Annotated in this window: 28 protein-coding genes and 1 riboswitch; of the genes, 12 read left to right on the top strand and 16 right to left on the bottom strand. The window is 68.7% G+C overall.

The annotated features are described in order from the left end of the window. Window positions 1–146 precede the first annotated feature (146 nt). The 3 genes from HEB94_RS51965 to HEB94_RS47110 all read left to right on the top strand — a co-directional run bounded on the left by HEB94_RS51965 (window position 147) and on the right by HEB94_RS47110 (window position 3,195). Window positions 147–620 (top strand): RraA family protein, encoded by a 474-nt coding sequence (locus tag HEB94_RS51965; RefSeq protein ID WP_238361812.1) that lies wholly within the window; start codon window positions 147–149, stop codon window positions 618–620. Window positions 621–710: 90 nt separating this feature from the next. Continuing rightward, window positions 711–1,610 (top strand): phosphotransferase, encoded by a 900-nt coding sequence (locus tag HEB94_RS47115; protein ID WP_192755861.1) that lies wholly within the window; start codon window positions 711–713, stop codon window positions 1,608–1,610. A 55-nt stretch (window positions 1,611–1,665) separates the two neighbouring features. After that, a complete protein-coding gene (locus HEB94_RS47110; RefSeq protein ID WP_192755860.1) occupies window positions 1,666–3,195 on the top strand; it encodes a sulfatase family protein in 1,530 nt (509 codons plus the stop codon). 10 nt (window positions 3,196–3,205) lie between these two features. Here the strand turns inward: HEB94_RS47110 and HEB94_RS47105 are convergent, their stop codons facing one another. Together HEB94_RS47105 and HEB94_RS47100 are read right to left on the bottom strand one after the other, a co-directional pair. Further along, window positions 3,206–3,718: an SRPBCC family protein gene (locus HEB94_RS47105; protein WP_192755859.1), complete on the bottom strand. Its 513-nt coding sequence runs from the start codon at window positions 3,716–3,718 to the stop codon at window positions 3,206–3,208. A gap of 77 nt (window positions 3,719–3,795) precedes the next feature. Then, a complete protein-coding gene (locus HEB94_RS47100; protein WP_192755858.1) occupies window positions 3,796–5,607 on the bottom strand; it encodes a S9 family peptidase in 1,812 nt (603 codons plus the stop codon). Between the two features lie 200 nt (window positions 5,608–5,807). On the opposite strand from HEB94_RS47100, the gene HEB94_RS47095 reads away from it, so the two are divergent. Continuing rightward, a complete protein-coding gene (locus HEB94_RS47095; RefSeq protein WP_192755857.1) occupies window positions 5,808–6,752 on the top strand; it encodes a hypothetical protein in 945 nt (314 codons plus the stop codon). Window positions 6,753–6,765: 13 nt separating this feature from the next. On the opposite strand, the gene HEB94_RS47090 is transcribed toward HEB94_RS47095, so the two are convergent. Further along, complete coding sequence (locus HEB94_RS47090; protein ID WP_337918467.1) at window positions 6,766–7,299, bottom strand: NUDIX hydrolase; 534 nt, start codon at window positions 7,297–7,299, stop codon at window positions 6,766–6,768. A gap of 87 nt (window positions 7,300–7,386) precedes the next feature. Between HEB94_RS47090 and HEB94_RS47085 the strand changes: the two genes are divergently transcribed. Together HEB94_RS47085 and HEB94_RS47080 are read left to right on the top strand one after the other, a co-directional pair. Next, complete coding sequence (locus tag HEB94_RS47085; RefSeq protein ID WP_192755856.1) at window positions 7,387–8,223, top strand: HAD family hydrolase; 837 nt, start codon at window positions 7,387–7,389, stop codon at window positions 8,221–8,223. A gap of 56 nt (window positions 8,224–8,279) precedes the next feature. After that, complete coding sequence (locus HEB94_RS47080) at window positions 8,280–8,912, top strand: GNAT family N-acetyltransferase (RefSeq protein WP_192755855.1); 633 nt, start codon at window positions 8,280–8,282, stop codon at window positions 8,910–8,912. A gap of 25 nt (window positions 8,913–8,937) precedes the next feature. Here HEB94_RS47080 and HEB94_RS47075 read toward each other — a convergent pair whose 3' ends face one another. Together HEB94_RS47075 and HEB94_RS47070 are read right to left on the bottom strand one after the other, a co-directional pair. Further along, window positions 8,938–9,915 (bottom strand): FAD-dependent oxidoreductase, encoded by a 978-nt coding sequence (locus tag HEB94_RS47075; RefSeq protein WP_192755854.1) that lies wholly within the window; start codon window positions 9,913–9,915, stop codon window positions 8,938–8,940. A gap of 254 nt (window positions 9,916–10,169) precedes the next feature. Continuing rightward, window positions 10,170–10,535 carry a hypothetical protein gene (locus HEB94_RS47070; RefSeq protein WP_192755853.1) on the bottom strand — a complete coding sequence of 122 codons (366 nt, stop codon included), beginning with the start codon at window positions 10,533–10,535 and terminating at the stop codon, window positions 10,170–10,172. A 347-nt stretch (window positions 10,536–10,882) separates the two neighbouring features. Between HEB94_RS47070 and HEB94_RS47065 the strand changes: the two genes are divergently transcribed. Further along, window positions 10,883–11,149 carry a GNAT family protein gene (locus HEB94_RS47065; RefSeq protein WP_192755852.1) on the top strand — a complete coding sequence of 89 codons (267 nt, stop codon included), beginning with the start codon at window positions 10,883–10,885 and terminating at the stop codon, window positions 11,147–11,149. On the opposite strand, the gene HEB94_RS47060 is transcribed toward HEB94_RS47065, so the two are convergent. Genes HEB94_RS47060 through HEB94_RS47045 form a run of 4 tightly spaced genes read right to left on the bottom strand, consistent with a single transcriptional unit; the run spans window position 11,141 to window position 13,780 of the window. Beyond that, window positions 11,141–11,401 carry a hypothetical protein gene (locus HEB94_RS47060; RefSeq protein WP_192755851.1) on the bottom strand — a complete coding sequence of 87 codons (261 nt, stop codon included), beginning with the start codon at window positions 11,399–11,401 and terminating at the stop codon, window positions 11,141–11,143. The two genes, HEB94_RS47065 and HEB94_RS47060, sit on opposite strands and share 9 nt — an antisense overlap. A gap of 3 nt (window positions 11,402–11,404) precedes the next feature. Beyond that, window positions 11,405–12,745, bottom strand: a complete 1,341-nt coding sequence (tnpB, locus tag HEB94_RS47055) for an IS607 family element RNA-guided endonuclease TnpB (RefSeq protein ID WP_192755850.1) — start codon at window positions 12,743–12,745, stop codon at window positions 11,405–11,407. Further along, window positions 12,742–13,311, bottom strand: coding sequence for an IS607 family transposase (locus HEB94_RS47050; protein ID WP_192755849.1), 570 nt, complete (start codon window positions 13,309–13,311; stop codon window positions 12,742–12,744). Before HEB94_RS47050 ends, tnpB begins: the two co-directional genes overlap by 4 nt. Before the next feature lie 7 nt (window positions 13,312–13,318). Then, on the bottom strand, window positions 13,319–13,780 hold the full coding sequence (locus tag HEB94_RS47045; RefSeq protein WP_192757138.1) for a phosphotransferase: 462 nt from the start codon (window positions 13,778–13,780) through the stop codon (window positions 13,319–13,321). Window positions 13,781–14,006: 226 nt separating this feature from the next. After that, window positions 14,007–14,112: riboswitch (TPP riboswitch) on the top strand. A 52-nt stretch (window positions 14,113–14,164) separates the two neighbouring features. Between HEB94_RS47045 and HEB94_RS47040 the strand changes: the two genes are divergently transcribed. After that, window positions 14,165–14,827 (top strand): YkoF family thiamine/hydroxymethylpyrimidine-binding protein, encoded by a 663-nt coding sequence (locus HEB94_RS47040; RefSeq protein ID WP_202896912.1) that lies wholly within the window; start codon window positions 14,165–14,167, stop codon window positions 14,825–14,827. A gap of 7 nt (window positions 14,828–14,834) precedes the next feature. On the opposite strand, the gene HEB94_RS47035 is transcribed toward HEB94_RS47040, so the two are convergent. Next, the gene (locus HEB94_RS47035) at window positions 14,835–15,173 is read right to left on the bottom strand and encodes a hypothetical protein (RefSeq protein ID WP_192755847.1); all 339 of its coding nucleotides are present in this window, start codon (window positions 15,171–15,173) and stop codon (window positions 14,835–14,837) included. A 65-nt stretch (window positions 15,174–15,238) separates the two neighbouring features. After that, the gene (locus tag HEB94_RS47030; protein ID WP_192755846.1) at window positions 15,239–15,571 is read right to left on the bottom strand and encodes a hypothetical protein; all 333 of its coding nucleotides are present in this window, start codon (window positions 15,569–15,571) and stop codon (window positions 15,239–15,241) included. A gap of 222 nt (window positions 15,572–15,793) precedes the next feature. Here HEB94_RS47030 and HEB94_RS47025 point away from each other — a divergent pair, with 222 nt between their 5' ends. From HEB94_RS47025 to HEB94_RS47015, 3 genes are read left to right on the top strand one after another with little or no spacing between them, the layout of a single operon-like run. Further along, window positions 15,794–16,318 carry a (2Fe-2S)-binding protein gene (locus HEB94_RS47025; RefSeq protein ID WP_192755845.1) on the top strand — a complete coding sequence of 175 codons (525 nt, stop codon included), beginning with the start codon at window positions 15,794–15,796 and terminating at the stop codon, window positions 16,316–16,318. 3 nt (window positions 16,319–16,321) lie between these two features. Continuing rightward, complete coding sequence (locus HEB94_RS47020) at window positions 16,322–17,311, top strand: FAD binding domain-containing protein (protein ID WP_192755844.1); 990 nt, start codon at window positions 16,322–16,324, stop codon at window positions 17,309–17,311. Between the two features lie 5 nt (window positions 17,312–17,316). Next, on the top strand, window positions 17,317–19,518 hold the full coding sequence (locus HEB94_RS47015) for a xanthine dehydrogenase family protein molybdopterin-binding subunit (protein ID WP_192755843.1): 2,202 nt from the start codon (window positions 17,317–17,319) through the stop codon (window positions 19,516–19,518). 53 nt (window positions 19,519–19,571) lie between these two features. Here HEB94_RS47015 and HEB94_RS47010 read toward each other — a convergent pair whose 3' ends face one another. Further along, window positions 19,572–19,946, bottom strand: coding sequence for a YbaB/EbfC family nucleoid-associated protein (locus HEB94_RS47010; protein ID WP_192755842.1), 375 nt, complete (start codon window positions 19,944–19,946; stop codon window positions 19,572–19,574). A 167-nt stretch (window positions 19,947–20,113) separates the two neighbouring features. Between HEB94_RS47010 and HEB94_RS47005 the strand changes: the two genes are divergently transcribed. Further along, window positions 20,114–21,373, top strand: a complete 1,260-nt coding sequence (locus HEB94_RS47005) for an IS701 family transposase (RefSeq protein ID WP_192748428.1) — start codon at window positions 20,114–20,116, stop codon at window positions 21,371–21,373. A 149-nt stretch (window positions 21,374–21,522) separates the two neighbouring features. Here the strand turns inward: HEB94_RS47005 and HEB94_RS47000 are convergent, their stop codons facing one another. The 4 genes from HEB94_RS47000 to HEB94_RS46985 form a co-directional block, all read right to left on the bottom strand. Beyond that, entirely contained in the window at window positions 21,523–22,041 is a 519-nt protein-coding gene (locus HEB94_RS47000) for a DnaJ family domain-containing protein (protein WP_192755841.1), read from the bottom strand. Window positions 22,042–22,346: 305 nt separating this feature from the next. Next, a complete protein-coding gene (locus HEB94_RS46995; RefSeq protein ID WP_337918466.1) occupies window positions 22,347–24,338 on the bottom strand; it encodes a xanthine dehydrogenase family protein molybdopterin-binding subunit in 1,992 nt (663 codons plus the stop codon). Beyond that, entirely contained in the window at window positions 24,335–25,327 is a 993-nt protein-coding gene (locus HEB94_RS46990) for an FAD binding domain-containing protein (RefSeq protein ID WP_192755840.1), read from the bottom strand. Before HEB94_RS46990 ends, HEB94_RS46995 begins: the two co-directional genes overlap by 4 nt. After that, window positions 25,324–25,830, bottom strand: coding sequence for a 2Fe-2S iron-sulfur cluster-binding protein (locus tag HEB94_RS46985; protein WP_192755839.1), 507 nt, complete (start codon window positions 25,828–25,830; stop codon window positions 25,324–25,326). The genes HEB94_RS46990 and HEB94_RS46985 overlap by 4 nt, the downstream gene beginning before the upstream one ends. Between the last annotated feature and the right edge of the window lie 121 nt (window positions 25,831–25,951).

Below are 25,951 nucleotides of genomic sequence, written 5' to 3'. Positions count from 1 at the left end.
CTGCGCTCCCGCACCCGTCCGTGCCGCCGTGCCAGGCAGCCGGTGCGCCGGTCGGGTGCTTCCCGCGCGCCACAGCGGCAGCGTGGACATCTTCCTCGAGGCGTTCGAGCACGCCACGACCGGCGACGTGCTCGTCGTCGACAACGATGGACGACTCGACGAGGCCTGCGTCGGCGACCTGGTGGTGCTCGAGGGCGAAGACCGCCGGCCTGCACGGCGTGGTGATCTGGGGGCTCCACCGGGACACCGCCGACCTGCACGCGGTCGGGCTACCGGTCTTCAGCCTGGGCGCGACTCCGGTCGGGCCGCGGCGCCTCGACGAGCGTCTCCCCGACGCGCTGCGATCCGCCACCGTCGGTGAGTGGACGGTCGACCACGACGACCTCGTGCTCGCCGACGACGACGGCGTGCTCTTCGTGTCCGCCGCCCACGCGGCGGACGTCTTCCACCTCGCCGAACTGATCCGGGACACCGAACGGCGCCAGGCGGACCAGGTCCGTGCCGGGGTGTCCCTGCGCCGTCAAGTTCGGTTTGACACCTACCTCACGCGGCGACGGACAATGCCAGGACTCACGTTCCGCCAGCACCTACGTGCCGTTGGCGGGGAGGTCGAGGAATGAACCCGACCATGCGGTGCGCACCGATGAACACGAACCTCTGAGATCCTCTACGTCTGCGGGCGGAGGAACCCGCGAGAGGGGAGCGGACCGGTGGCGGGTGAGGAGTCGCGCGAGGCGGGGCCGCGCAACCTCGTGGCGGCCGTCAACGCGCGCACGGGATCTCGGCTGGACCTGGTCGGCGTCGCCGAGCACGGCGAGACGGGCGGCGCGGCGTACGTGCGCTGGCCGGATGGCCGGGCGGGCGTCGTGACCCACGTCTTCGACCGCTCGATCGAGCAGGCGCGCCACGACGCGGAGGTGTTGGCGCTGCTGCGCTCCCGTGGACTCCCCGTCCCACGCCACGACCTCCTGGTCGACCTCGGCGGCGGCGCCGTGGCCGTTGTCCAGGAACGCCTTCCCGGCTCCCCTGCCAAGCGGACCGACCGGGCCGTGATCGAGGCGATGGTGACGATGAACGAGCGGTTCGCCGGCCTGCTCGCCGACCGGCCGGATGTGCCGATCCGCCCGCTCCACCTACGGGAGAGCGGCCCGGTCTTCCCGCGCCACGAGACCCTCGCCGAACACAGCGACCGCAGCCGACGGATGCTGCGCCTCATCCGCGAGATCGGCAGCGGCGAACCGCACGAGATGGTCGGGGACGACCTCGTCCACGTCGACTTCACCGTCCCCAACGTCCTGTTCGACGACGCCGGCCAGGTCACCGGTGTGGTCGACTGGAACCTCGGTCTGGCGCGGGGCGACCGGAGGTTCGGCCTGATCAAGCTGTACTTCGACCTCACCTGGGCGCTCGCCACCGAGGAGGGGCGCCGCAACGTCGACCCCGCGGCACTCGACCGGCTGAACGACGTGCTCGAGGAATCGCTGGAGCCGGACGTCCTTCGCCTGTACTGGGCGCACTGGACTCTCTACCAGCTGCACTGGGCGATCCGCTCGGGCGAGGCGTACGTCATCGACCTTCATCTCCACCTCGGCGAGAGCCGCCTCGGCTGAACCCCGCGGGCGCACGGAATGGTCCCCCACTCGCATCGACCACAGGAGAACACTCATGGCATCGGCTGACAGCGTGCGGGCACCTCGCAACATCGTCGTCATCATGACCGACCAGCATCGCGCGGACGTCTGCGCGCGGGAGGGGTTCGCGCTCGACACGACACCCCACCTGGACGCCATCGCGGGGGAGGGCGCGTGGTTCGACCATGCGTACACGTCCTCGCCGTTGTGCTGCCCGGCCCGGACGAGCCTGCTCACGGGCCGCTTCCCGGCCGCACATCGGGTCACGACCAATCCGGCCATGAGGTTCGCGGTTGCCGAGGACGACCTGTTCTCCACCGCGCGGGGGCTCGGATGCGCCACCGCGCTCATCGGCAAGAACCACACGTGGCTGACGAAGGACGACGTTGACACCTTCGTCGAGTTCAGCCACGGCGGTCAGATCAGCGGCCCGTGCACCGACGCCGAGGCGGAGTTCGACAGCTGGCTGAGTGGGCTGCGCCACCGGACGAGCACCGAGCCCGCGCCCTTCCCGGTCGAACTGCAGAATCCGGTGCGGATCGTCAACCATGCACAGAACTGGATCAGCTCGCTCGAGCCGGACCAGCCGTTCGCGCTCCTGTTGTCGTTCTCGGAGCCGCACAACCCCTTCCAGGTTCCCGAACCGTACTTCTCCCAGTTCCCCGTAGCCGACCTTCCGCGCACCGACACCGACGCGACCGCGCTCGAGGACGCGCCCTTCTCCTGGCGGTATCTGCACGACCTCGGTCGTGCCGGCGAGGAGGACTACGACGGACGCGTCCCGCGGGCGCGGGCCAGTTACTTCGGGATGCTGCGCCTCATCGACGACCAGGTGCGCCGCTTCACGGAGTTCCTCGACGAGCGCCACCTGAGCGAGGACACGCTCATCGTGGTCACCAGCGATCACGGAGACTACGTGGGGGAGTACGGCCTCGTCCGCAAGGGCGCTGAGTTGCCCGAGGTCCTCACTCGCGTTCCCCTGCTGATCACCGGCCCCTCGGTCGTGACGCACCAGGGCCCCCGCCCCGAGCACGTCTCCCTCGTCGACATCTACCCGACCATCTGTGACGCATTTGGTGCTCCGATCGGCCCGGGCGTGCAGGGCCGGAGCCTGTGGCCGTTCCTGACCGGCGCGGTCGGCGCGGACGACGTTCACGGCGAGTTCCGCAGCGCCTATGTCGAACAGGGGATGGGCGGACTTCCCTACACGGCCGCCGACGTGCCCGATCCGATGCCGGGGCTCGTGGACAACGGCGGGCCGCACGCGCCCAGCTTCGACGAGCTCAACGCGGTCACCCAGAGCGGTCGACGGCGCATGATCCGCAAGGATCGGTGGAAGCTCGTCGCGGACGAGCTGGGGTCGGTGCGGCTCTACGACCTCGACACCGATCCGCGCGAACTCCGCGACCTGGCGGGCGAGGCCGGGCACGCCGAAGTCCTCGTCGACCTGCTGACCGAGCTGGCCTCCTGGATGATGCGCGCCGAGGATCCCCTGCCAGTGCCCGAGCGCGGCTACCGGCTCAAGAGGGACCCCCGCAACCACCGGGCGCCGTATCGCGCGTAGGCCCTGGACCCTAGGCCGGGTTCGTCGACGTACGGCGGCCCGCGACGAGCTCGTCGAGGTGCTCCAGGGTCCTGGTCATGGCCTCGATCCAGATCCGCCCGCCGTCCATGGACACCCGCTCGTTCTCCGGCAACGCGGAGCAGTCGTAGGTCTGCGTCACGATCGTCGCCTCCGGACCGTCGGGGGCCAGGTCGAATCCCCACCGTTGACCCCACCGGGCGTCGGGCGCGTGTTCGTCGGGGTGGCGACGGCCCGCCTCCGGCTCCCAGGTGAGACGCCGGTTCGGCTCGTACTCCACGACGTGGTTGTTCATCTCGTAGTCGCCGAGCTCGGAGTAGTACATCCTCATCACGAAGACGTCTCCGACGGCCGAGACCACCCCGTCGGAGACGGCCTCCCGCAGCATCCCGGAACCGTCCAGGTCGACGTGCCTGCGGGGGTCGACCAGGATCGCGAAGATGTCACTCGCCGAAGCGTCGATTCGGCGGGTCACCGTGAGGGGTTCGGTTCTTCCGTTCGCCATGTGCGGCTCTCCTCCCGCAGCCCGCGGGGTGCGGGCTGTTCGTCGACATGACGAACGGGATCGGGCCCGATCGACAGTCAGTCGGTCGCAGGGGCGAGAGGAGGGACGGTGCGGAGGCAGAAGTCGAGCTGCAGTCGCATCTGGTGGATGCGTTCGTCGGCCACGACGCTGAAGTGCCCCGCGTCGAAGAGGTAGGACTCGTAGGCCTTCCCCAACTCGGTGAGCCTCTCCAGGTAGTTCTCGACCCCGCGGATGGGGCAGCGCGGGTCGTTGCGGCTCGCGAGGACGAGGACGGGCGCAGTTACGTGGTCGACGTAGCTGATCGGGTTGGACCGCCGCCACTTGTCGGGCAACTCCTCAGGCGTTCCTCCGAAGAGTGAGCGGTCGTGCTCCCGGACCGGCTCCATTTCATCTTCGTACAGCGCGACCAGGTCGCCGATCGGCACCTCGGCGACTCCGGCGGCCCACAGCTTCGGCTGGACACCGAGCCCGAGCAGCGTGAGGTACCCGCCCCAGGAGATCCCGGCGATCACACACCGGTCGGGGTCGCTGATCTCGTTGCGAACCGCCCAGTCGCGGACGGCGGCGACGTCCTCGAGTTCGATCAGCCCGGGCGCCTCGCGGTCGGCGTCCCGCCACCTCGCGCCGTAGCCGGAAGAGCCGCGGTAGTTGACGTGGACGACGCAATACCCGGCGTCCACGAACGCCGCCCGAGCCGGCCAGAAACTGTCCGTGACCTGTCCGCCCGGTCCGCCGTGCAGGAGGAACACCGTCGCCGCGGGCCGCTCGTCGTCCGGGCGGGCGACCAGCGCGTGCACCCGGCCGCCCGGACCGGCGACCCAGGCGTCGACCAGCGGCACCGACGGCGGGGCCGGCCTCGGCGAGGTGAGTACCGGCGTACCCGAGTCGGCAAGGAGCACCCGCGGGCGCTCGCCCGAGGACCACGCGTACTCGACCGTGCCGTTCGGCCGTACCGCGCAGGCGCCGATGACTCCCGCCGGGGTCGGGAGCGCGGTGATCTTCCCGCTGTCCAGGTCGTACCGGTAGAGCTCGTCACGTGCCTGCCAGTGTCGCCGGATCAGCAGGGCCTGTCCGTCGGGATACCACGACGGGTACAGCTCACCCGGAAGGTCGATGGCCGGTGTGATCTGGGAGTCGCTGTGGAGATCCCAGATCAGGGGTTCGGACCGGTCGGAGCGCTCGTGTCGAAGGAGCAGCCGGCCGTCCCCCTTGCGGGGTGCGAAGCCGACCACGTGCAGCCCGTGCCCGGGGCCGTCCCACAGGTCCCCAACCGTCGTGGCGCCCGGCCCGTCGGTTGCCTCGACCCGGAAGACCCGAACGGCGGGGGTGAACGCGTCCCCGTGCTCGGAGTGCTGGATCGCCACCAACGTCTCGTCGTAGGACAGGGCTCCCACGGTCGCGTAGCGGGGTGCCGCGTAGATCGTCGTGGGCCGGGCGTCGTCTGCGTCGTGGCGGTGCAGAACGATCCTGCTCCCGTCCCGGTCGGAGAGCCCGACCACCGCGCAGCGGAGTCCTAGCGCGAGTCCCGCTGGGTGGGCCGGAGCCAATCCGGGAACGGCAGGCACCGCGTCGGTGCTGTTCTTCCCGCTCACGTCGAAGGGTTGCCGCATCCAGAGACCGCGTTCGTCACCGTCGGTGTCGCCGAACCACCAGACCCACTCGCCGTCCGGACTGATCCGGCCCATGCGCGTCCCCTGAGGACGCGCGGTGACCTGGGCGTGCAGATCGAGTCCTCGGTCCCAGGCGTACAACTCGGCGGTGCCGCCGGAGTTCGACTGGTAGAGGTAGCGGTCGGGAGCCTCGCGAGCGACGTCGGGGAAGCTGAAGTTGGTCGCCTGGAACCGCTGCACCCACACTGGCTCGGCCATCCGCAGATCGTGTCAGAGTTCGTCGAGACGCACTGCGATCGACGGGTCGCGGGTAGGCGGCGTGGCCGGATCCGGTCGCGGTCGGTGCACGGTCGACAGGGGCAGGAGAGGGCGGCGGGCGCGGTGGGGAAGGGACACGCCGGTCGCCGAGCCCGTAGGACATACTGACCGCCGACAGCGCCGCCCGTGAGAGGAAACCCATGAGCACCGTCCCGGCTCTCTTCGGACCGTATGGCAGCCCGGCGCTGGAGTTCGCCGACCGGTTCGAGCGGTACGGCGCGAACGCCGCGTGGTTTCACGGGTTCGATCCGGCCGCGTTCGAAGCGTGCCAGAAGTACGACGTCGCGGAGTGCGTGGAGTTCAAGACCTTACGGACCGACTTCGACGCCCATCCGGAACTCATCCCGGTCGGAGTGGACGGCAAGCCCATCCGGTACGGCGAACTCGTGCAGGGCGTCTGCCTCTCTCAGCAGGACTACCTCACGGAGGTCGAGGCCAGCCTCGTCGACGGGCTGCGGCAGTTCCGTCCCACGGGGATCTGGCTGGACTACCTGACCTACGCCGGCTGGTTCGAGGTACCCGACCCTGACCTGCAGGACAGCTGCTTCTGCTCAGCTTGCGTCGCCGACTTCTGCGAGGCGACCGGACTGGACGTGGCTTCTCCGGAGGAGATCCTCCGCACCGCCGCCGCGGAGTGGGAACGGCACAAGTGCGAGCGCGTCGCCGGCTTCGCCCGCCGCTACGCCGACATCATCCACGCCCAGCTACCCGACTGCGTCGTCGGCGCGTACATGTGCCCGTGGCAGCCACATGAGTTCGACCGCGCGCTCACCCGGATCTTCGCCCAGGACTACGCCCTGCTGGCCCCGGCGATCGACGTCTTCACACCGCTGATCTACTGCACCAAGAGCGGCCGCGACAGCTCGTGGGGGCGGGAGTTCCTGGAGGCGTCGTCGGCGTTCGTTCCGCAGGACCGGCAGGTGCAACCCATCCTTGACGCGCTCGACGGGCCGGACAGCCTCCGCGAGACAGCCGCATCGAGCCGGCGCAGTTGGGGACTCCAGGTCTTCAGCGGTGCGAAGATCTTCGCCGAGCCCGAGCAGGCCGCCGAGTTCGCTGCCGCCGTCGAACGGATCTTCAACTAGGGCGTGGATCCGTTCACCGCTTCGGCCCGAGGGGTTCTGCTTGCTGGCCGGGTGAGTCGAGGGTGGACGCGTTCTCGAGGTAGACGACTTCGTTGGCCGCGCGCGCGTCCAGGGACGCGGCCACCCGGCGACCCTGCGCGGGTTTCAGTAGCTGCGCGGCCTCTGCGGGAGTGCAGAACCTCCAGCCGTGGAGTTCCTCTGACGGGACTGTGATCCCGGCGATCTCCTCCGCCGACATCTCACCTCCGTCGAAGACGAACAACATCGCCTCGGGACGGCCATCGTGAGGTGGCACCCAGTCGACCGTCAGGAGTGGGAGCAGGGAGCGCACCAGTCCCAACTCCTCCTTCAGCTCGCGGCATGCCGCGGTGTGGGGCGACTCGTCGGCTTCGACCACGCCGCCCGGGATCTCCCAGTACGGCTTGTAGGTCGGCTCGACGAGCAGGATCCGGCCGTCCTCGTCGAAGAGGAGCGCGCCCGCTGCCATCCGCTTACGCGGGAGCGTCCATCGGAAGTCTGTCGGCTCGATCGGCTCGGTCGTCGTCACGGTGCCACAGTACGTGGGGGCTACGATCGGCCCGGCGGGCGTCGATGTCGGCGTCTGGTGAACCCGGTGGCCAGGAGGAGCAGGCTCATGACGAAGACTCTCTACGTCACGGACCTGGACGGAACCCTCCTCACCTCGGCGGGGACGTTGAGCCCGTTCACCGCGCACACCGTCAACCGTCTCATCGAGGATCAGGCGCTTCCCCTGACCTACGCGACTGCCCGGTCGTACTCGACGGCGGTCCGTATTCTCGCGCAGTGTCGGTTTCGGCTGCCGGTGATCGTCTACAACGGCGCGTTCACCGTCGAGGCGACGACCGGAAAGGTCATCGACAGCCGCTACCTCGAGGCCTCGACCGCGGAAGCCGTCATCACGCACTGCCGACGGCTTGGTCTTCCTCCGCTCGTCTACCACTACGAACACGAAGCCGATCACGTGTGTTGGGTCGCCGACCAGCTGAGCCTGGGCATTCGCAACTACCTGCGTGACCGGCCCGGCGATCCGCGCCTGTCGCCAAGGACCGGATGGGACGAGCTTCCAACCCGGAACGTCTTCTACATCTCGATCATCGGTGCCGCCGAGCCGATCGCCGAACTCGCCGCCGCCCTGCCCGTGGAGGTGACCTCGGCCTGCACCGCGAACGTCCAGGTCGACACCTACTACCCGACTGACACCTGGCTCGAGATCACTCCCCTCGGGGCGACGAAGGCGACCGCGGTTCAAGCGGTTCGCGAGTCGATCGGTGCGACCAGGCTCGTGTGCTTCGGCGACAACCACAACGATCTCCCGCTCTTCCACATCGCCGACGAGTCCTACGCGGTGCGCAACGCGAGCCCGGCGGTGACGGCTGCGGCCACCGGGGTGATCGACAGCAACGACGAGGACGGCGTCGCCCACTGGCTCAGCCAGCAGCATCCGGCCTGAAACCGGGTGCCGAAAGTCGATTGCCGCGACCGTACGGGCGCCTCGACAATCAGCCGGTGACCGATGACGCAGCCGCGAGTTTCTCGACGAAGCCCACCTTGGTCGGCGAGAAGGTGACACTGCGACCGTTCCGACTGGACGAGGATCTGCCCGCCCTGCGGGCGCTCCTCCAGGATCCTGAGGTCGCCCGGCTCACGGGAAGCGTCAGCCGTTCCGCTGCGGCCCCCTGGAACGACGTCGCCGAGCAACGGATGCGGAATTGGTACGACACCCGCAACGATCAGCCGGACCGGCTCGACCTCGCCGTCGTCGACCAGGCCAGTGATGGCTGTGTGGGCGAGGTGGTGCTCAACGAGCGGGACCGCCTCAACCGCAGTTGCAATCTCCGCATCGCTCTCGCGTCCGCGGGCCAGGATCGTGGCCTGGGTACCGAGGCGATGAGACTGATGGTGGGCCACGGGTTCGAGCGGCTCGGCCTGCACCGGATCTCGCTGACGGTGTTCGAGTTCAACCCGCGGGCGCGCCGGGTGTATGAGAAGGTCGGCTTCGTCGCGGAGGGCGTCCAGCGGGACGTCCTTCTCTACGACGGCGCGTGGGTGAACGACGTCGTGATGTCCGTCCTCGCTCCGGAGTGGGAACGGCATCGCGGTCGCCCAGAAGCCGTCGCCGACCAGTCACTTCGCCGCTGAGGCCGACGATCCGCGCGCACACACGTCAGGGCCGCACGCGATCGGCCGCGGAGGTCGCGGCCTGGAGGTCCTGTTCCAGCAGGTCGTTGTTGAGCGCGACGGCGACGGTGCTGGCGTGCCCGGCCGCGCCGATCGCCAACAGGGCGGGTTGGGTCGTCGTGCCGGCCGCCCAGACGCCGCGCACGCTGGTACGGCCCTTCGCGTCGGTGACGACCGCGCAGGCGGCCGGGCCGTCCTCCACGTGGTCGCAGCCGAGCAGCCGGGCAAGATCGGTCTGCTGGTGCTGACGGGTGACGACGAAGACGGCGCGCCGGGGGAGGGCGGTGCCCTCGGCGAACTCGACGGTCTGAAGGCGGCCGTCCTCGTGGACCAGCCTGCGGACGCGCCGCGTGTCCACCGTGACGCCGGCTGCGCGCAGGCGGGCATGGTGCGTGGTGTCGAGCTCGTCGCCGTCGGTCAGGAGTACGACGTCCTGGCTCCATCGACTCAGCAACAGCGCGCGCTCGACCCCTCGTGCCGGCATGCCGCGGAATCCTAGTTGTGCGAGCGGTTCATCGCGAACCTCCCAGCCGTGACAGTGCGGGCACGCCACGACGTCCTCGCCCCACAGGTCGCTCACCCCGGGAACGTCGGGAAGTTCGTCGTCCAGACCAGTCGCCAGCAGCAGGGCTCGGGTCTGCCAGGTCCGGCCGTCCTGGGACGTCACCGTGAGACGATCCGTGGCCGCCGGCTCGACCCTGGCCACTCGATCGCTCTCGAGAGACACGTCGTAGTCCCCGACGTGGGTACGAGCAGCTTCCTGGAGTACAGCGGGCGCGGGATCGTGGTGGCCGAGGAAGTTGTGGACGTGGGAGGCGCGCGCGTTTCGCGGGCGTCCGTCGTCGAGGACGACAACCCGGCGGCACGCGCGGCCGAGAGTGAGGGCGGCCTGCAGTCCGGCGAAACTCCCGCCGATCACCACGACGTCGACGTCCTCGCCACCGCTGGGCTCCGCGTCCCTCACGCTCCACCTCGTTTTACATAGTGAGACGAATCCTCTTGATATGTGGACATAGTGTGTCCTGGGTCGAGGTCCGCTCGCAACACCCTCTTGACAGGTGAGACGGCGGCAGGGAGCAGGGACGCAAGGCGATGGTCGACGCTGCGGCATGGCCATCTTGGTGCGGATGGCTCTGGCCGGCCTGGGCGTCACCGATGCCACGCTGAGCAAACCGCTGCTCCTCGAACCTGCCTGATCGTGGTCGCAGGAGGAGCTGTTCAGGCGATCTGTCGATCCTTGGAGACCAGCCATCGCCAACGTTGGCGCTCCGTGACGAGGGTGGCGGCAGCGAGGGCGGACACGAGGACTGCCACCGGGGTGGGCCATGCTACCCACGCGAAAGTCACGGCCGCGGCGAGCTGGATCAGCACGAGCAGGAACGTGACGGCTCCCGGGACCGGGATGATCACCTGCCTCTTGTCTCCCGGAGTGGCGAAGATGGTCGGAAGGCCGATGAGCACCACCACCGCCACGACAGCGAGCAGCCATGAGTGGCTGAACAGGGCCCACGGGGTAGCTACCCAGGCGATGAGTTCCGTGGTGAAGCGCAGGACGGATGGCACGCGGTCGTCGGGTCGTTCCACGTTCGTCTCCCAAGTGCTCCGTCGACCAGCAACGGTGGATCCTACGACGCGCGCCCCACCGTCGCGCGGCTGGCCAGCTGGATTAGCAGGCTCTGGCCGGCCGGAGTACTAGGGTCAGGTGATGATCATCCGACCGGTGCGAGAAGAGGACACGGAGAGCCTGCGACGGAACTGCTTCGCCCAGAGCACGTTCGAGCAGACCGCGGCGATCGTCGAGCCCTCCCTCGCCGACCAGAACCACGACGAGACCGTGATGCTGGTAGCCGTGCGGGACGACGGTGAGGTCGTCGGCAACTGCACCCTGACCAGGCAGCAGCATCGAATGTGTCGGCACCGCGCCGAGATCGGTGGCTTCGTCATCGCGGGGGACCGGACTCGCCCGACGGATCCTCGATGCGGCCAGCCAGTACGTGCGTGGCTGGGGCTGTTCGATCCTCGAGATCGGTTGCCGAGGTGGGACCCACGCCGAGGATGCCTACGTCGGGCTCGGTTTTCGGGTCTGGGGAAGACTCCCGGACGGTTTCCACGACCACGGCGACGTGCGCTACGACGAGGTGCGCCTCTGGCTGCCCATCCCCGACGAGCCGCCCGCACCCGAGTCGAACTCAGCGTAGGAAGGTCAGCGCCTGCCCGAGGTTGTGCTCCGCGATGTCGAGCATGCCCTGGCGATCCGGGAAGTCGCCGTCCAGGATGACCAGCGGTTTCGCCACGAGCGAGATGTGCATCGCGAGTCGGTAGAACCTCAGGCGATGCTCGTCGAGTTCACGCCGGCGCAGCACGTCGTAGTGCTCGTCGAAACGCAGTCGCAGAAACACGTGCTCCCACTCGACGTCGAAGTACATCAGCCGTTGCAAGTGAGTAGTCATTAGCTATACACCTGCACCTTCTGGTAAAGGAGTCCGGGTCTTACCGGTAGATGCCGTGCCCGGTTGACGTTTCTCGGCCACCTGCCCGGTAATCCGGGTCTTCTGGTCGGCTCCGCGTCCGTTTTGTGTCTCCGCACTACTCGCGGCGACTGCCAGCGCGGCGAGGTTCCTGGCCGCGTTCTTGTCGCGGTCCATGATCAGATCGCAGGTGTTACAGACGTAGTCGCGTTCGGACAGGAGCAGCTTGGCTTTCACTGTTCCGCAGCCCGAACATGTCTTGCTTGAGGGGAACCACCTGTCCGCCACGATTACCCGGCCGCCGAACCGTTCGGCCTTGTATTCCAGTTGGCGCCGGAAGTCACCGAACCCGGCGTCAGCGATATGACGGGCGAGTTTGCGGTTGGACAGCATGCCGGTGACATTCAGGTCTTCGACCACGACCGTGGCGTAGGTGGACGCGAGCCGGGTGGTCAGCTTGTGTATGGCGTCGCGCCGCTGGTCAGCGACACGGTGATGCACCCGGTTGCGCTGGGCGTTGGCGCGCTGCCACCGCTTCGATGCGGCCTGGCCAGTACGCCGGTCCGGACCGCGACGGCGGGACACGCGCCGCGACAGGCGAGCCAGCTTCTGCTGGGCCTGGATGTAGTGACGCGGGTTCTCAACGGGTGGGCCTTCGGAGATGGTCGCGAGGGTCTTGATACCAAGATCCACGCCGACAGCCGCATCGGGCCGAGTGGGTGTGAGTTCGGGAAGCGACTGTTCCACGGTGAAGGACACGAACCAGCGGCCACGTTCGAAACGGATCGTGGCGCAGATGATGCGCGCCGACCCTTCCCTCAGCGCGTCGAGCAACTTGGCCGGGTGCTCGTGCAGCTTCACCCGCCCGATGCGCGGCAGTACGGCGTGCCGCTGTTCACAGCGGATGGTTCCGGTGGTGAACCGGCATGACTGCACCGCGCGTCGCTTGGACTTGAACCGCGGGAACCCGACGCGGGCACCGTTGCGCTTGCCGGTGCGGGACGCGCCCCAGTTCTTCAAGGCACGCGCCAGAGCATCGAGCCCGGAGGAGTACGACTCTTTGGAGTACTCGGCCCACCATGGCGCTTCGTCGTTCTTGGCCTGGTTCCAGTCCTTACGTAGCGTGTACAACGACCAGTTGAGACGAGGGGTCAGTAACTCCTCAGGGATGCCGTAGGTGCGTTCGGCTGCCCGCTGGTCCAGATTCGCCTTCACCCGGCCAAGACCCCAGTTGAACGCGCGACGCGCGGCCGCGCAGTGCCCAGCTATGTATCGGGCCTGACGTGGCGTCGGGTCGAGTGCGTACTTGTAGGCGAGCAGCCTCACGCCGGGTCCTCGCAGAGGGCGACAACCGCACGAGCCGCGCGGTTGGCGGCGCCGCGGCGACCGTAGAGCCGCGCGCACAATGAGGTCAGGATCTCGGTCACGTCCCGAACCAGATCCTCCTCAACCCCAGACGGGTCCACCACGACCAGACGGCGCCCTGATGCCGCCAGCGCGGCCTCCACGTATTCGGCACCGAAGCGGGCGAAGCGGTCACGGTGCTCAACGATGATTGTCGAAACTGAGGGATCACGGAGCAGCGCGAGGAACTTCCGACGGTCCCCGTTGATCGCGGACCCGACCTCGGTCACGATCTTGCCGACCTGGTAGCCGTTGGTCGTGGCCCACGCCGACACCCAAGCTACCTGCCGGTCGAGGTCGGCGCTCTGGTCGCTTGAAGAGACACGGGCATAGACGGCCACGGTCCCAGGTGCAGCGACTCCAGGCTCACCGATGACGATCAACCGCCCCGCCTGGTACGCCGGAACGGGCAACTTCCCAGCCTTGTACCACCGCAGTGCAGTGGCGTAGCTGACGCCCTGCGAAGTCGCCCATTCCTTCAAGTTCACGTCACTACTATAAACTAGCGACAGCTAATGACAACTCAAATTCAACTATTAAAGACCTTTCGATGTCGATGAGAACCGGCTCGCCCTGCCTGTCCACCAGCACGTGGTCCGGGCCGAGCTCGCCGTGGATGAGGCCATAACGTGAACGCGGACGTACCTCGGCGGCCAGGTTGTGGAGGACGTCGTCCAACTCGTCCATGGCACCGGCCATCCACCGGCCGCGGGAGGCGGCCTCGGCGAGGTCGTCGACCGCACCCCTGAGGACGACCTCCTCGCAGGAGCCGCCCCGCGAACGCCCGCCCCGGTCGACCAACGCGACCTTGCCGAAGGTCGGTGCCGCGCACTCGTGCATCACGCCGAGCGACTCACCAAGACGCGCCAAGATCGCTCTCGACGCCTGCGGATTCTCCTGAAGCCGGGACTCCAACGTCGCGCCGCAGTTCTCGCCGGTGTCCCAGCTGTAGACGATGACCGAGGAGTCGTCGTCGAGGAGGAGACGGTAGACGCCCTTCTTCGTACCTCCTTGCGGCGAGGTGTTCCACTTCGGCGAACCTGCGCTGCGCGCTCATCTGAGCATCCTTCCGTGTCGGCTGACTGCCGGGCGAAGCTAGCAGAGAGTCCGCGCGTCGGTGCCCTGCGTGGAGGTGGGTCGGCGGGGTCGGTGCGCGGGTCAGCGGCGACGGGTCGTATGTTGGCCAGGTCCCCCGGGGAGCGCTCCGGCGCTGAGAGTGCGGCCTGTCCGCAGACCCGTTTACCTGATCCGGTTCGTACCGGCGTAGGGAGCTGGGCACGTGTCGTCACACGCGTCGCGTCTCGACCATCCCGGTCCGATCGAGTTCGAGCGAGGATGACGATGGACACACAGCACACCGCCGAGTCGGCCCTACCCGTCGCCACGCCGGGTGAGCTGGGTATCGGGATGCGCTTCAGCCTGCACCCGCACTGCGACGACTTCGTCGAGGTCATCCTCGGTGCGCTGGCCGAGGTCGCCGACGCGGGTCTCACCGACCGGCTCGTCGTCGAGACCGACGACGTGAGCACCTACGTGGGGTCGGCGGAGGATCCCGCGGAGGAACGTCTCGTCCGCTACCTCGCCGCCGTGATCTCGGCCGCTGCCCGACGTACCCGCACCGGCCACGTCGTGGCCCACGTGCTGCTGTCCCGCGGCTGCCCGGGGGAGGCGACCTGCGACCTCTCGGTGACCGGTCTCCCCGCGCCGGCTCCGGTCGACGTTCCGGCGACCGGGGTGCCCGCGGTCGCGCAGTGGTCGCTGTATCCGCTGCTGGACGGCGGCTCGTCAGGCGGCTCGCACATGCGGCACATCGAGGGCGCGATCGAGCGCGCCCAGCAGCGGGGAACGGCCGCGCGGGCGGCGCACTACGCGACCCGGCTCTCCGGTGATCTCGCCGACGTCCTCGCCACCGCCGCGGACGCGTGGGCCGCGGTCGGTTCCGAGGTGCCGCACGTGGTCTGTCACCTGACGATCTCTGTCGGCTCCCCGAGTTCGACCACCTGAGTCGCACTCAGGGCTGGTAGCCGCGGCCGCCCGGCTGGGTCTCCCTCCATTCGTCGTACGCCGCGAGGGCGAAGGCGCTCACCGGCACGAACGAGACGACGATCACCGCGATCAGACCCAGTGCCACCAGGAGCCAGGTCCAGCGCAGCGTTGCCGTCCGCCGGGAGTAGAACCACATGACGCCTGAGAACGCGTACCCGAGGAACGCCGGAAGACCCAGGGTCACCTTGTAGTTCGACACGATCACGTAGAGCACCGCCGCCGGCAGGGTGAGCATCCCGAGCAGCGCCATCACGCACGCCAACGCGATGGACGGCAGACGGAGGGCGAGCGGACGCGGCGGCATTCCGGTGACCCTATCCGCGTTCTGTCGGAGCATGACGCGTGCCGGCAGGCCGCGGAAGCCAGGCGTCACCCGCCCGGACGATCCGAGAGATCTCGGTCATGGAAGTACGTGACGTCGTAGAGGTCGCCGAGTTCGGCGCGCGCCTCCTCGCACAGGCTCCTGCCCGTGTCGATCCAGCGCCCATGAGCCTCGGCGGAGGGCCATTCGTAGTTCGTGCGGGCTAAGTCGTCGAAGACGCCAGCCCAGGCCCGGAGTCGTCCCACCAGGTCCGCCGACAACGGCAGCTCCTCGAGAGGAACCATTCGACCGCCTCGTCCACTGGGTGAGCGGACCCACATGGGGTCGGCGAGGTAGTCGGCCATCATCAACAGAGGTACGCCGCTCCACGTCCTGGCCATTACCACATTCTCCCCCAGCCTGAGCCGGGTGGAGTCCCGGCGTCGATTGCGTCAGGCCTTATTTCGTACGGCTTCTCGAACTCTCGACCTCTCGGCTTCTCGGTCTGGCGGCGTGGCGCGGCGGAACGGGTTATGCCTCGGTGGTTCCGGGAAGGCCCCTCATGGTGACGTCCCGTCGCGGGACCTCTCGACGAATACCGCCGTACCGATGGGGAGGCCGGTATGCCTGTGACGCAAGCGGTCTCGGTCACGCTCCGCGTGAATGGGGAGACACACTCTCTTCCCGACCTCGACCCGCGCACCACCCTGCTGGACGCGCTTCGTGAACACCTGAAGCTGACCGGCACGAAGAAGGGATGCGGGCTTGGGATGTGTGGGGCCTGCACGGTTCTCGCGGACGGCCGCCGGATCAAGTCCTGTCTCGCGCTGGCCGCGTTGTACGACGACCAGGAGATCACGACCATCGAGGGGATGGCGCCGCCGGGTGCCGACGAACTCCACCCACTCCAGCAGGCCTTCATCGACCACGACGCCTTCCAGTGTGGCTACTGCACGCCCGGGCAGATCATGTCCGCCGCGGGCCTGCTGAGTGAGGGGCGTACGGGTTCCCGGGAAGAGATCAGCGAGTTCATGAGCGGAAACCTGTGCCGCTGCGGCGCATACACCAATATCGTCGCCGCCATCGCCGAGGTCGGGCGCGCGCCACGCGTACCCGAGCCGCGCGCGGCCGCGAAGGACAAGGCGTGACCGATGTATCCGTTCACACTCGAACGTCCCACGAACCTCGCCACCGCGGCTGAACTCGGCGCGGCGCCGGTCAGTGAGTTCATCGCCGGCGGCACGGACATGATGCAACTGCTGACGGACGAGATCCGGCGTCCGGAGCACCTGGTCGCGCTGAACGGCGGTGTGCTCGACGCGCACATAGGCATCGAACGCGGCGGCTCGCTCCGGATGGGCGCCGGCGCTCGGATGAGCGACGTGGCCGACCACCCCGCGGTCCGCGACGCCTTCCCCCTCGTCTCGCAGGCCCTGCTGCTGTCCGCATCGGCGCAGGTGCGCAACATGGCGACCATCGGCGGCAACCTGCTGCAACGTACACGCTGCGTGTACTTCCGCGATCCTGGCGTCGCGCAGTGCAACAAGCGTGAGCTTGGCTCCGGTTGCGCGGCGATGGACGGCGACAACCGGATGCACGCTGTTCTCGGCGTCTCCGAGCACTGCATCGCCAGCCACGCCTCGGACTTCGCCGTACCGCTGGTCGCCCTGGACGCGGCGGTACTGGTCCGCGGGCCGAAGGGTGACCGCGTGATCCCCGTCGACGACCTCCACCAGATGCCGGGTGACACACCGGAGGTGGAGACGGTGCTGCGGCGAGGAGAGGTCATCACGGCGATCGACATACCGGCCTTCGCGGGTGGACGACGCTCGACCTACCTCAAGGTGCGGGACCGGACGTCCTTCGAGTTCGCGCTGGTGTCCGCGGCGGTGGCGCTGGACATGGAGGGGGACCGGATCCGCGAGGCCCGGGTGGCGATGGGCGGCGTGGGTGCGAAGCCCTGGCGGATGCGCGGAGTGGAGCAGGCGCTCGCCGACGTCCGCCCCGACGACGACGCGTTCATGGCGGCCGCCGAACGGGCCTCCGACGGCGCGGCGCCGCGCGAGGGCAACGCGTTCAAGCTCGACCTGATGCGGCGCGCGGTGTTCCGCGCCCTGCAGACCGTTGGGGGTAACGCATGACATCCATGCCAGGAGCGGCGGTCCGTCCCGTCGTCGGGCAGCCGGTGAGCCGGGTCGACGGTCGGTTGAAGGTCACCGGTGGGGCGACGTACGCGGCGGAGTTCGACCCCGGCCCGGACATGGTCTACGGCGTCATCGTCGGCTCCACCATCGCCAACGGACGGATCGCCGCGATCGACACAGCGGCCGCGGAGGCGGCGCCCGGTGTGGTGGCGGTGCTGACCCATCAGAACGCGCCGAGGCTCCCGTACCAGCGTCACCAGCAGCTTCCGGTCGACCCGGCGGCGGGCGAGCGGCTGCACAACCTGCAGGACGACCGCGTCCGCTTCCAGGGCCAGACGGTCGCGCTCGCCGTGGCGCGCACCTTCGAGCAGGCGACGTTCGCGGCCTCACTCGTCGAGGTGACCTACGACGAGGAGCCCGCGGTGACGACGTTCGCCGCCGCCGCCAGGCATGCCCTCCCGCCTGATCCCGCCTGGGAGCCGACCATGTTCGGCTTCCGCGAGGAGATGGGCCGCGGGAACGTCGACGCCGCGATGCGGGAGGCGTCGGTGCGGACCGATGCGGAGTACGTGATTCCGCGGGAGAACCACAACCCGATCGAGATTCCGGCAACGATCGCGTCCTGGCAGGGTGACCAGCTGATCCTGTGGGACAAGTCGCAGTGGGTCGACAACGTACGCGACGAGATGGCGTCGGTGTTCGACATTCCGGCCGAGAACATCCGGGTGATTTCCCGCTTCGTCGGTGGCGCCTTCGGATCGGCGCTACGAGCCTGGCCGCACGTCGCGCTCGCCGCGATGGCGGCCCGGGTCGTCGACCTGCCCGTCAAGCTGGTCCTGACGCGACGGCAGATGTTCAACCTGATCGGTTACCGCCCGCACACTGTGCAACGGGTCGCGCTCGGCGCCGACGAGAACGGCCGGCTGATGGCGATCAGGCACGAGGGGATGGCCGAGACCTCCACCTACGAGCAGTACGCCGAGAACCTCCTCAACCCGACGAGGTACCTCTACTCCTGTCCGAACGTCGCCACGCGTTACCGCTTCGCGCCGATGAACGTGCAGACGCCGACCGCCATGCGCGCTCCTGGTGAGGTCAGTGGCATCTACGCGCTCGAGTGTGCGATGGACGAGCTCGCGGTGGCGCTGGACATGGATCCGATCGAACTGCGGATGCGCAACGAACCTGACCGGGACGAGGACAGGGACCTGCCGTTCTCCAGCCGTTCCCTGCGCGAGTGCTATCGCGTGGCCGCGGAGCGTTTCGGGTGGGACCGGCGTGACCCGAGGCCGGCATCGATGCGCGACGCGCAAGGCAACCTTGTCGGCTACGGATGTGCCACCGGCACCTACCCGACCCTCTACTCTCCGGCGAGCGCTCGGGCGGTCCTGCATCCGGACGGGACGGCTGTCGTGTCGTCCGCGTCCAGTGACATGGGGCCGGGCACCTACACCTCGATGACGCAGGTCGCGGCGGACGCCCTGGGTCTGTCGATCGATCGGGTGCGTTTCGAACTGGGCGACACGAGCCTGCCCAAGGCGACAGTGCATGGCGGGTCGATGACCATGGCGAGCATCGGCACGGCTGTCCAGGAAGCCTGCGTGCAGGCCAAGCGGCAGGCCTTCGAGCGGGCTGGGGTGACCGATCCTGAGGCCGACCTGGGCGGGGTCATGCGGACCCTGAGCGAGCCGGTCGAGGTGACCGCGCAGAACACCGCGGGGGAGCAGCAGGCGAACTATTCGATGCACTCCTTCGGTGCGGTCATCGCGGAAGTCCGGGTCGATCCGGATCTCGGCCTGGTGCGGGTGCCGCGGATCGTCGGTGCGTACGGCATCGGGCGGGTCGTCAACCCCAAGACCGCGCACAGCCAGTGCATCGGGGGAATGGTGATGGGCCTCGGCATGGCCCTGCTGGAGCAGACGGTCGTCGACTCACGCAACGCCCGGCCCGCCAACAGCAGCCTCGCCGACTACCTCGTGCCGGTGAACGCCGACATCAACGAACTGGACGCCACGTTCGTCGAGGAGGTCGATCCGCACGTGAACCCACTGGGGGTCAAGGGCGCCGGCGAGCTCGCCACGATCGGTGTCGCGCCGGCGATCGTGAACGCCGTCTACCACGCGACCGGCGTTCGGGTCCGGGAGCTCCCGGTGACTCCGGAGAAGCTGCTCGCGGCTCCGAGGTCCGCTGCCGCGCGAGGGTAGTGCGGCGGCTTCACGGAGGACGCGGCCGGTGCGGGTCGCGGGATGCTTCTGGATCAGGTCGTGCGGCGGGCCGTGCTGAGCAGTGCGATGATCCGTTGGAGTTGCCGGTCCTGGCGGGCCTGCCGGCCGCCGAGCTGGTGGTCGAGGTCGCCGTAGGCCTGCGCCAGTGCGGCTTCCGCCTGGGCGCCGAGTGAGTCCGCGCTCTGGCCCATCGCCGCGGGATCGATCATGAGGTCCTTGACGGAGCCGTCCATCAGCACCCAGACCCGCACCAGGCCGTCATCGGACTCGCCGTAGCCGGTGAGCTCCTTCTCGACACCGTCCACTGTCGGCTCCGCCGCCCGGGAACCCGCTCGGGTCGGTGTCAACCCGACGTTGTCCTGGCTGGGTAGGGGGTGCTGGCGTTGCTGGTGTGCGGGGTCGGACATCTCCCTCTTCCTCACGACGGCGCTGGCGTACCTGACGGCGATCATGATCATCTCGCGCGTGGGCGCCGGAGTGAGGGTGGCGAGCGGATTCTTGGCGGATCCCTAATAGTACTTTGTTAGGTGTGTCGTTTCGTGTTCTGTGGTTGATGTTCTGACATGGTCGGTGCATGACTCCTGATCAGATAGCGGAGTTGCGGCCGAGGCTTGGCGAGTTCGCAGCCGACATGCTGGGTTGTCTTGCGCGTTCGGATCAGCGTGCCACGGGTGAGTTGTATCTGCGTGGCCTGTTGACTGATGGTCGGCGTAAGTCGATGCAGCCGATGGCGGAGCGGCTGGGTGTGGATCATCAGCGGTTGCAGCAGTTCGTCACCTCCTCGACATGGGATTTCACCGCGGTGCGGCGCAGGTTGAGCTCGTGGGCTGCGCAGGCGATTGGGCCGCGGGCATACGTGATCGACGACACCGGATTCCCCAAGGACGGGCCTGCCTCGGCGTGTGTGGCCTGGCAGTATTCCGGGACGTTGGGCAAGACCGCCAACTGCCAGATCGGGGTGAGTGTTCACGCGGTCAACGACACCTGCTCGGCGGCGGTCGACTGGCGGTTGTTCTGCCCGGAAAGCTGGGACGACAAGGCCTGTGATGATCCCGAGCAGGCCGAGAAGGTCCGCCGGAAGCGAGCCGAATCCAAAGTCCCTGACGACGTGAGGCATATCGAGAAGTGGCGGCTCGCGCTGGACATGCTTGATGAGCAGACCGAATGGGGGTCGCCGAGGCTTCCCGTCGTTGCCGATGCCGGATATGGGGATTGCACCAGGTTCCGGCTCGGCGTGGAAGAACGTGGCCTGGACTATGTGGTCGCACTCAAAGCCGGCACCAGCGCCCACCCCGGCGAAGCGGAGCCGGTGACACCGCCACCCACCGGTGGTCCTGGCAGACGTCCCAAGCCCCACTACCCGAAGCCGGCATCGAGTCTGCGCGAGATCGCCATGGCGGCCGGCCGCGATGCCTACCAGGAGGTGGCGTGGCGGCAGGGGACCAGAAAAACGAAAGGTAATCCGAGTGCTGCCATGACCTCGAAGTTCGCGGTGTTCGTGGTACGTCCGGCCAACCGCGACATCCCTCGCGCAGACGATGGGACCTTGCCGGCGAAGCTGCTGCTGGTCGAATGGCCCGATGAGGCGAACGAGCCTACCGACTACTGGCTTTCTAACCTGCCTGCCGACACACCGATCGATCAGCTCGTCGACCTGGCAAAGATCCGGTGGCGGATCGAACACGACTACCGCGAACTGAAAACCGGGCTCGGACTCGACCACTTCGAAGGACGCTCCTGGACCGGCTGGAACCGCCACGTCACACTCGTCGCGATCGCCCAAGCTTTCTGCACCATGGTCAGACTCGACCCAAAACAGGATGCGCCGGCCTGAGCTTGTACGCAGTCGTACACGAGCTACAAATCGTGCTCGCCCTCATCGCCGGCGCATGCCCCACCTGCCGACAAGAAGTCACCATCGACCACATCGAAGCACTCGCCCCACCATGATCGACATGACAAAGTCCTACTAACGGTCCAACGTCAGGACGGTCGGCGGAGGAGTCGACTCCACCACGGCCGCCGTCGCGGTGTGCTTCCCTGCTGGTCGGTCGGGGTGTTCGTGGCGGTCGGGGCCGCCTGGCGTTCGGCGCGGCGCGCCGCCTCCCGGTCGGACCGCCAGCGCTGGACGGCCTCCTCGACCTTGACGGGGCGGACGGGGATCGGCGGGCCGAACGGTGCGCGTAGCCAGGCCATGATCCGGGTGTTGAGCTCCTCGGCGGCGTCGCGCACGGCAACTTCGGTGCGGAGCTTCGCCGCCGTCTCGGGGAAACGCTCGACCTCCTTGCGCAGCCGCAGCGGTGTCGGCAGCAGGTCCTCGCTGGACAGCCCTTCGCGGCGCAGGTGGTTGGTCACCCAGACCTCGTCGTAGGGGCGGTCGAGGTCGGCGATCGGTTTGCCGGCGCCCGGAAGGTTGTCGAAGTCGCCCCGCTCAGTGGCCTCGCGGATCTGCTTGTCGACCCAACTCTCGAAGTTGAGCCCCGTTGGCTTGCGCTCGGTCATGGTCCAATTGTCCCCCAGGCGTACACCTCCGGCCAGCGGGCGAGGGCGTGCGCGGGCCGCCTGATCTGTCCAAAACGGGACCAATCCGGCGGTCCGCCGTGCGGCACGAACTGTCAAGGGAGCCTTGACGATGGTGGGCGAGTCAGCTCAGGTCAGTCGGCTCGGCTTGGCTCGCTCGGCCCGGCTCGGCCCGGCGCGCTCACGCCAGGAACAGGTCGGCCGTGAGCGGCAGGTCACGGATCCGAATCCCGGTGGCGTGGTAGGCGGCGTTGGCGACCGCTGCCGCCGCGCCCACGATGCCGATCTCACCGATGCCACGCGCAACCAGCGCCTTGAGACGCAGGTCGGGTTCGTCGATCCAGACGGCGTCGATCTCGCCGATGTCGGCGTTCGCGGCGATGTGGTACTCGGCGAAGTCCTGGTTGACGACGTGGCCGAACCGCGGGTCGAGCACGACTGTTCTCGTGCAGGGCCATCGAGATGCCCATGGTCATGCCGCCGACGAACTGTGAGCGGGCGGTGCGTGGGTTGACGATCCGTCCCGCGTCGAAGACGCCGAGCATCCGGCTGACCCGGATCTCGCCGGTGTCGGCGTGCACCCGGACCTCGGCGAACTGCGCCCCGAAGGAGTGCGCCGCGTACCGCTCCGCCTCGGGGTGGTCCGGCATCGGCGCCTGCGCCTCGGCGTCCACGGGCGGGTCGGTGCCGTACGCGTCGCGGAAGGCGCAGGCGGCCGCGACGATGGTCGAACCCCAACTCGCCATACCGGACGAGCGACCGGCCGCGGACCCCGGCGGCAGCGCCGTGTCCCCGATCCGCAGGTCGATGGAGGTGACCGGAACGGCCAACGCGTCGGCGGCGACCTGGGTCAGGGTCGTCCAGGTCCCCGTACCGATGTCGGCGGCGGCGATCTGAACGACGTAGCACCCGTCGGCGCCGAACCGGATGGACGCCGCCGATCCAGCCATCCGGACGGCCGGGTAGGTCGAGGCGGCCATGCCGGTGCCGACCAGCCAGCCGTGCTCGCGTCGTACGCGCGGGGTGGGATCACGCCCTTCCCAGCCAAAGCGGCGCGCACCTTCGCGGTAGCACTCGACCACGTGCCGACCGGAGAACGGCAGGCCGGTGTCGGGATCGAGGTCGGGTTCGTTGCGGATCCGCAGCTCGATCGGGTCCAGGCCACAGGCGACCGCGAGTTCGTCCATGGCGACCTCGGTGGCGAACATGCCCGGGCACTCACCCGGCGCCCGCATGATCGTCGGCTGGGGGAGGTCGAGTCGGGCGACCCGGTGTTTGGTGCGACGGTTCGGGGCGGCGTACATGGTCCGGGTCGAGAGGGCCGTCTGCTCCACCCACTCCTTGAACCGCGACGTGAGCTGGACGACCTCGTGGGCGATCGCGGTGAGCCGTCCGTCGCGGTCCGCACCGAGCTGGACCCGCTGGATCGTCGACGTGCGGTAGCCGACGATCGCGAACATCTGCTGCCGGGTCAACGCGAGCTTCACCGGTCGGCCGCCGCTGCGCTGCGCGGCCAGCGCCGCGAGAACAGTGTCCGGGTGGACGAACGCCTTGGAGCCGAAGCCGCCACCGACGTACGGCGAGACCATCCGAATCCGGCTCGGCTCGAGCCCGAACATCGTGGCCAGCTCGGCCTGCATCCAGGAGACACCCTGGGACCCGCAGTAGATCGTGAGCCGGGCGTCCTCGCCGGTGCCGTGCCAGGCCGCGATGACGGCGTGCGGCTCCATCGGATTGTTGTGCTCCATGGGGGTCGTGTACGTCTGGTCGACCACGATCTCCGCCGCGGCGAGTCCGGCGTCGAGGTCGCCGTCGTCGCTGTCGGTGGGTTCCCCGACGGTGAGCATGCCGGGGACGTACAGCTCGTCGCTGTCGGCGTTCAGTACGACGTCGTGCCGTTCCTGTGCGTAGTCCACCCGGACCAGGCCGGCGGCGTGACGGGCTGTCTCGGGGCTCTCGGCGGTCACGGCGGCGACGAACTGGCCGCGGTAGAACACCTGGTCGCTCTGCAGGACCCACAGCTCCAGGTCACCATCGGAGGCCAGCCGCGGAGCGTTCTCGTGGGTCATCACGTCGAGGACGCCCGGGACCGCCGCCGCGGCGCTCGTGTCGATCGCCACCACCCGGCCGCGCGCGATGCTCGCCTGGACGGGAAACAGGTACGCCGGGTGCTCCACGACGTGTTCGTAGGCGTAGGGCGCGGCCCCGGTCACCTTGGCGGGACCGTCGAGCCGGGGCAACGCCAGGCCGATGGCGTGGATGTTGAGCGGAGAGCTCACCGCCCCTGTCCCAGCGCGAGTTCGCGCAGTACCGCGACGAGGGTGTTGCGGGCCATGGGCACCTTGAAGCGGTTCCCGGCGAGGGGACGCGCGTCGGCCAGTTCGGCGTCGGCGGCGCGCTGGAAGTTCTCCTCCGTCGCCGGGCCTCCCCGCAGCACCTGCTCAGCGCGGCCGGCACGCCAGGGTTTGTGCGCCACGCCGCCGAGCGCGAGCCGGACGTCGCGGACGATGCCGTCGTCGAGGTGAACCGCCGCCGCGACCGACACCAGGGCGAAGGCGTACGACGCGCGGTCACGCACCTTCCAGTACGTCGAACGGGTCCCTTCTGGAAGCTCTGGTACCTCGACGGCCGTGATCAGGTCCCCGTGGGTGAGCACGGTGTCCCGTTCGGGCTGGTCGTGGGGCAGCCGGTGGAAGTCCACGACCGGGATCCGGCGTTCGCCCGCCGCCCCCAGCACCACCACGCTCGCGTCCAGGGCGACCAGCGCGACCGCCATGTCGGACGGATGCACGGCGACGCACTGGTTCGAGGCGCCGAGGATCGCGTGATAGCGGCTGTACCCCTCGATCGCGGAGCAGCCCGAGCCAGGCTCGCGCTTGTTGCACGGTGTGGTGAGGTTCTGGAAGTAGACGCACCGTGTGCGCTGGAGCAGGTTGCCGCCGGTGGTCGCGAGATTGCGCAACTGGCCGGACGCGCCGGCGAGCAGGGCGCGCGACAGCGCCGGATACCTCGCGCGGATGATCGGGTCCGCCGCGAGGTCGCTGTTGCGTACGGTCGCGCCGATCCGGACGGCCCCGCTGGGCAGTACCTCGACCTGGTTGAAGGGCAGCCGTGTGACGTCCACGAGCAGGTCCGGAGTCGCCACCCCGAGCTTCATGTGGTCGACGAGGTTCGTACCCCCGCCGAGGTAGGCGGCGCCGGGGCGTCCCGCGACCGTGGCGACCGCACTCGCGGCGTCCTCCGCCCGCAGGTAGTCGAACGGGTTCACGCGACCACCCCTTCCCGGATCGCCGCGACGATGTTGGCGTACGCGCCGCACCGGCACAGGTTCCCGCTCATCCGCTCCCGGATCTCCTCGTCGGTGAGCTGGGCGAGGGAGGTGAGGCTGGCGGTGACGTGGCTCGGGTGGCCCGCTCTGAGCTCGTCCAGCATCCCGACTGCCGAACAGATCTGCCCGGGCGTGCAGTATCCGCACTGGAATCCGTCGTAGTCGATGAAGGCCTGCTGGATCGGATGGAGGATCTCGTCGTCCGCCAGGCCGTGCGCGGTGGTGATCTCCGCGCCGTCGTACGCCACCGCCAACGCCAGGCAGGTGAGGGCACGCCGTCCGTCGAGAAGGACCGTGCAGGCGCCGCACTGACCGTGGTCACAGCCCTTCTTCGGGGAGTTCACACCCAGGCGGTCCCGCATCGCGTCCAGCAGGGTCGTGCGGGTGTCGACCGTGAGTGATCGCTCGTCCCCGTCGATCCGCAGGGTGATCTGCGCGTCCATCGGTCGGCTCCCGTCGGTCCCACACCCTTCGGCGGCCGCCTCAGCGCCGGAGCCAGTGGCACTGCACTTGATCGACCTGATCGCTCTCGTCACGGGTGCGCCTCGGCTGCCTGCTCCTCCT

Origin of the sequence: Actinopolymorpha pittospori (assembly GCF_014873875.1) — a bacterium.
Classification (GTDB): domain Bacteria; phylum Actinomycetota; class Actinomycetes; order Propionibacteriales; family Actinopolymorphaceae; genus Actinopolymorpha; species Actinopolymorpha pittospori.
Note: the sequence above shows the minus strand (reverse complement) of the source record. Positions and strands in the feature narration are given on the sequence as shown.

Excerpts from the sequence above, each read along its gene's own strand:
- HEB94_RS51965 (WP_238361812.1), top strand. The coding sequence starts at position 147 with ATGGACGACTCGACGAGGCCTGCGTCGGCGACCTGGTGGTGCTCGAGG.
- HEB94_RS47110 (WP_192755860.1), top strand. The coding sequence starts at position 1,666 with ATGGCATCGGCTGACAGCGTGCGGGCACCTCGCAACATCGTCGTCATC.
- HEB94_RS47105 (WP_192755859.1), bottom strand. The coding sequence starts at position 3,718 with ATGGCGAACGGAAGAACCGAACCCCTCACGGTGACCCGCCGAATCGAC.
- HEB94_RS47100 (WP_192755858.1), bottom strand. The coding sequence starts at position 5,607 with ATGGCCGAGCCAGTGTGGGTGCAGCGGTTCCAGGCGACCAACTTCAGC.
- HEB94_RS47095 (WP_192755857.1), top strand. The coding sequence starts at position 5,808 with ATGAGCACCGTCCCGGCTCTCTTCGGACCGTATGGCAGCCCGGCGCTG.
- HEB94_RS47085 (WP_192755856.1), top strand. The coding sequence starts at position 7,387 with ATGACGAAGACTCTCTACGTCACGGACCTGGACGGAACCCTCCTCACC.
- HEB94_RS47060 (WP_192755851.1), bottom strand. The coding sequence starts at position 11,401 with ATGACTACTCACTTGCAACGGCTGATGTACTTCGACGTCGAGTGGGAG.
- HEB94_RS47040 (WP_202896912.1), top strand. The coding sequence starts at position 14,165 with ATGGACACACAGCACACCGCCGAGTCGGCCCTACCCGTCGCCACGCCG.
- HEB94_RS47035 (WP_192755847.1), bottom strand. The coding sequence starts at position 15,173 with ATGCCGCCGCGTCCGCTCGCCCTCCGTCTGCCGTCCATCGCGTTGGCG.
- HEB94_RS47030 (WP_192755846.1), bottom strand. The coding sequence starts at position 15,571 with ATGGCCAGGACGTGGAGCGGCGTACCTCTGTTGATGATGGCCGACTAC.
- HEB94_RS47025 (WP_192755845.1), top strand. The coding sequence starts at position 15,794 with ATGCCTGTGACGCAAGCGGTCTCGGTCACGCTCCGCGTGAATGGGGAG.
- HEB94_RS47020 (WP_192755844.1), top strand. The coding sequence starts at position 16,322 with ATGTATCCGTTCACACTCGAACGTCCCACGAACCTCGCCACCGCGGCT.
- HEB94_RS47015 (WP_192755843.1), top strand. The coding sequence starts at position 17,317 with ATGCCAGGAGCGGCGGTCCGTCCCGTCGTCGGGCAGCCGGTGAGCCGG.
- HEB94_RS47010 (WP_192755842.1), bottom strand. The coding sequence starts at position 19,946 with ATGTCCGACCCCGCACACCAGCAACGCCAGCACCCCCTACCCAGCCAG.
- HEB94_RS47005 (WP_192748428.1), top strand. The coding sequence starts at position 20,114 with ATGACTCCTGATCAGATAGCGGAGTTGCGGCCGAGGCTTGGCGAGTTC.
- HEB94_RS47000 (WP_192755841.1), bottom strand. The coding sequence starts at position 22,041 with ATGACCGAGCGCAAGCCAACGGGGCTCAACTTCGAGAGTTGGGTCGAC.
- HEB94_RS46985 (WP_192755839.1), bottom strand. The coding sequence starts at position 25,830 with ATGGACGCGCAGATCACCCTGCGGATCGACGGGGACGAGCGATCACTC.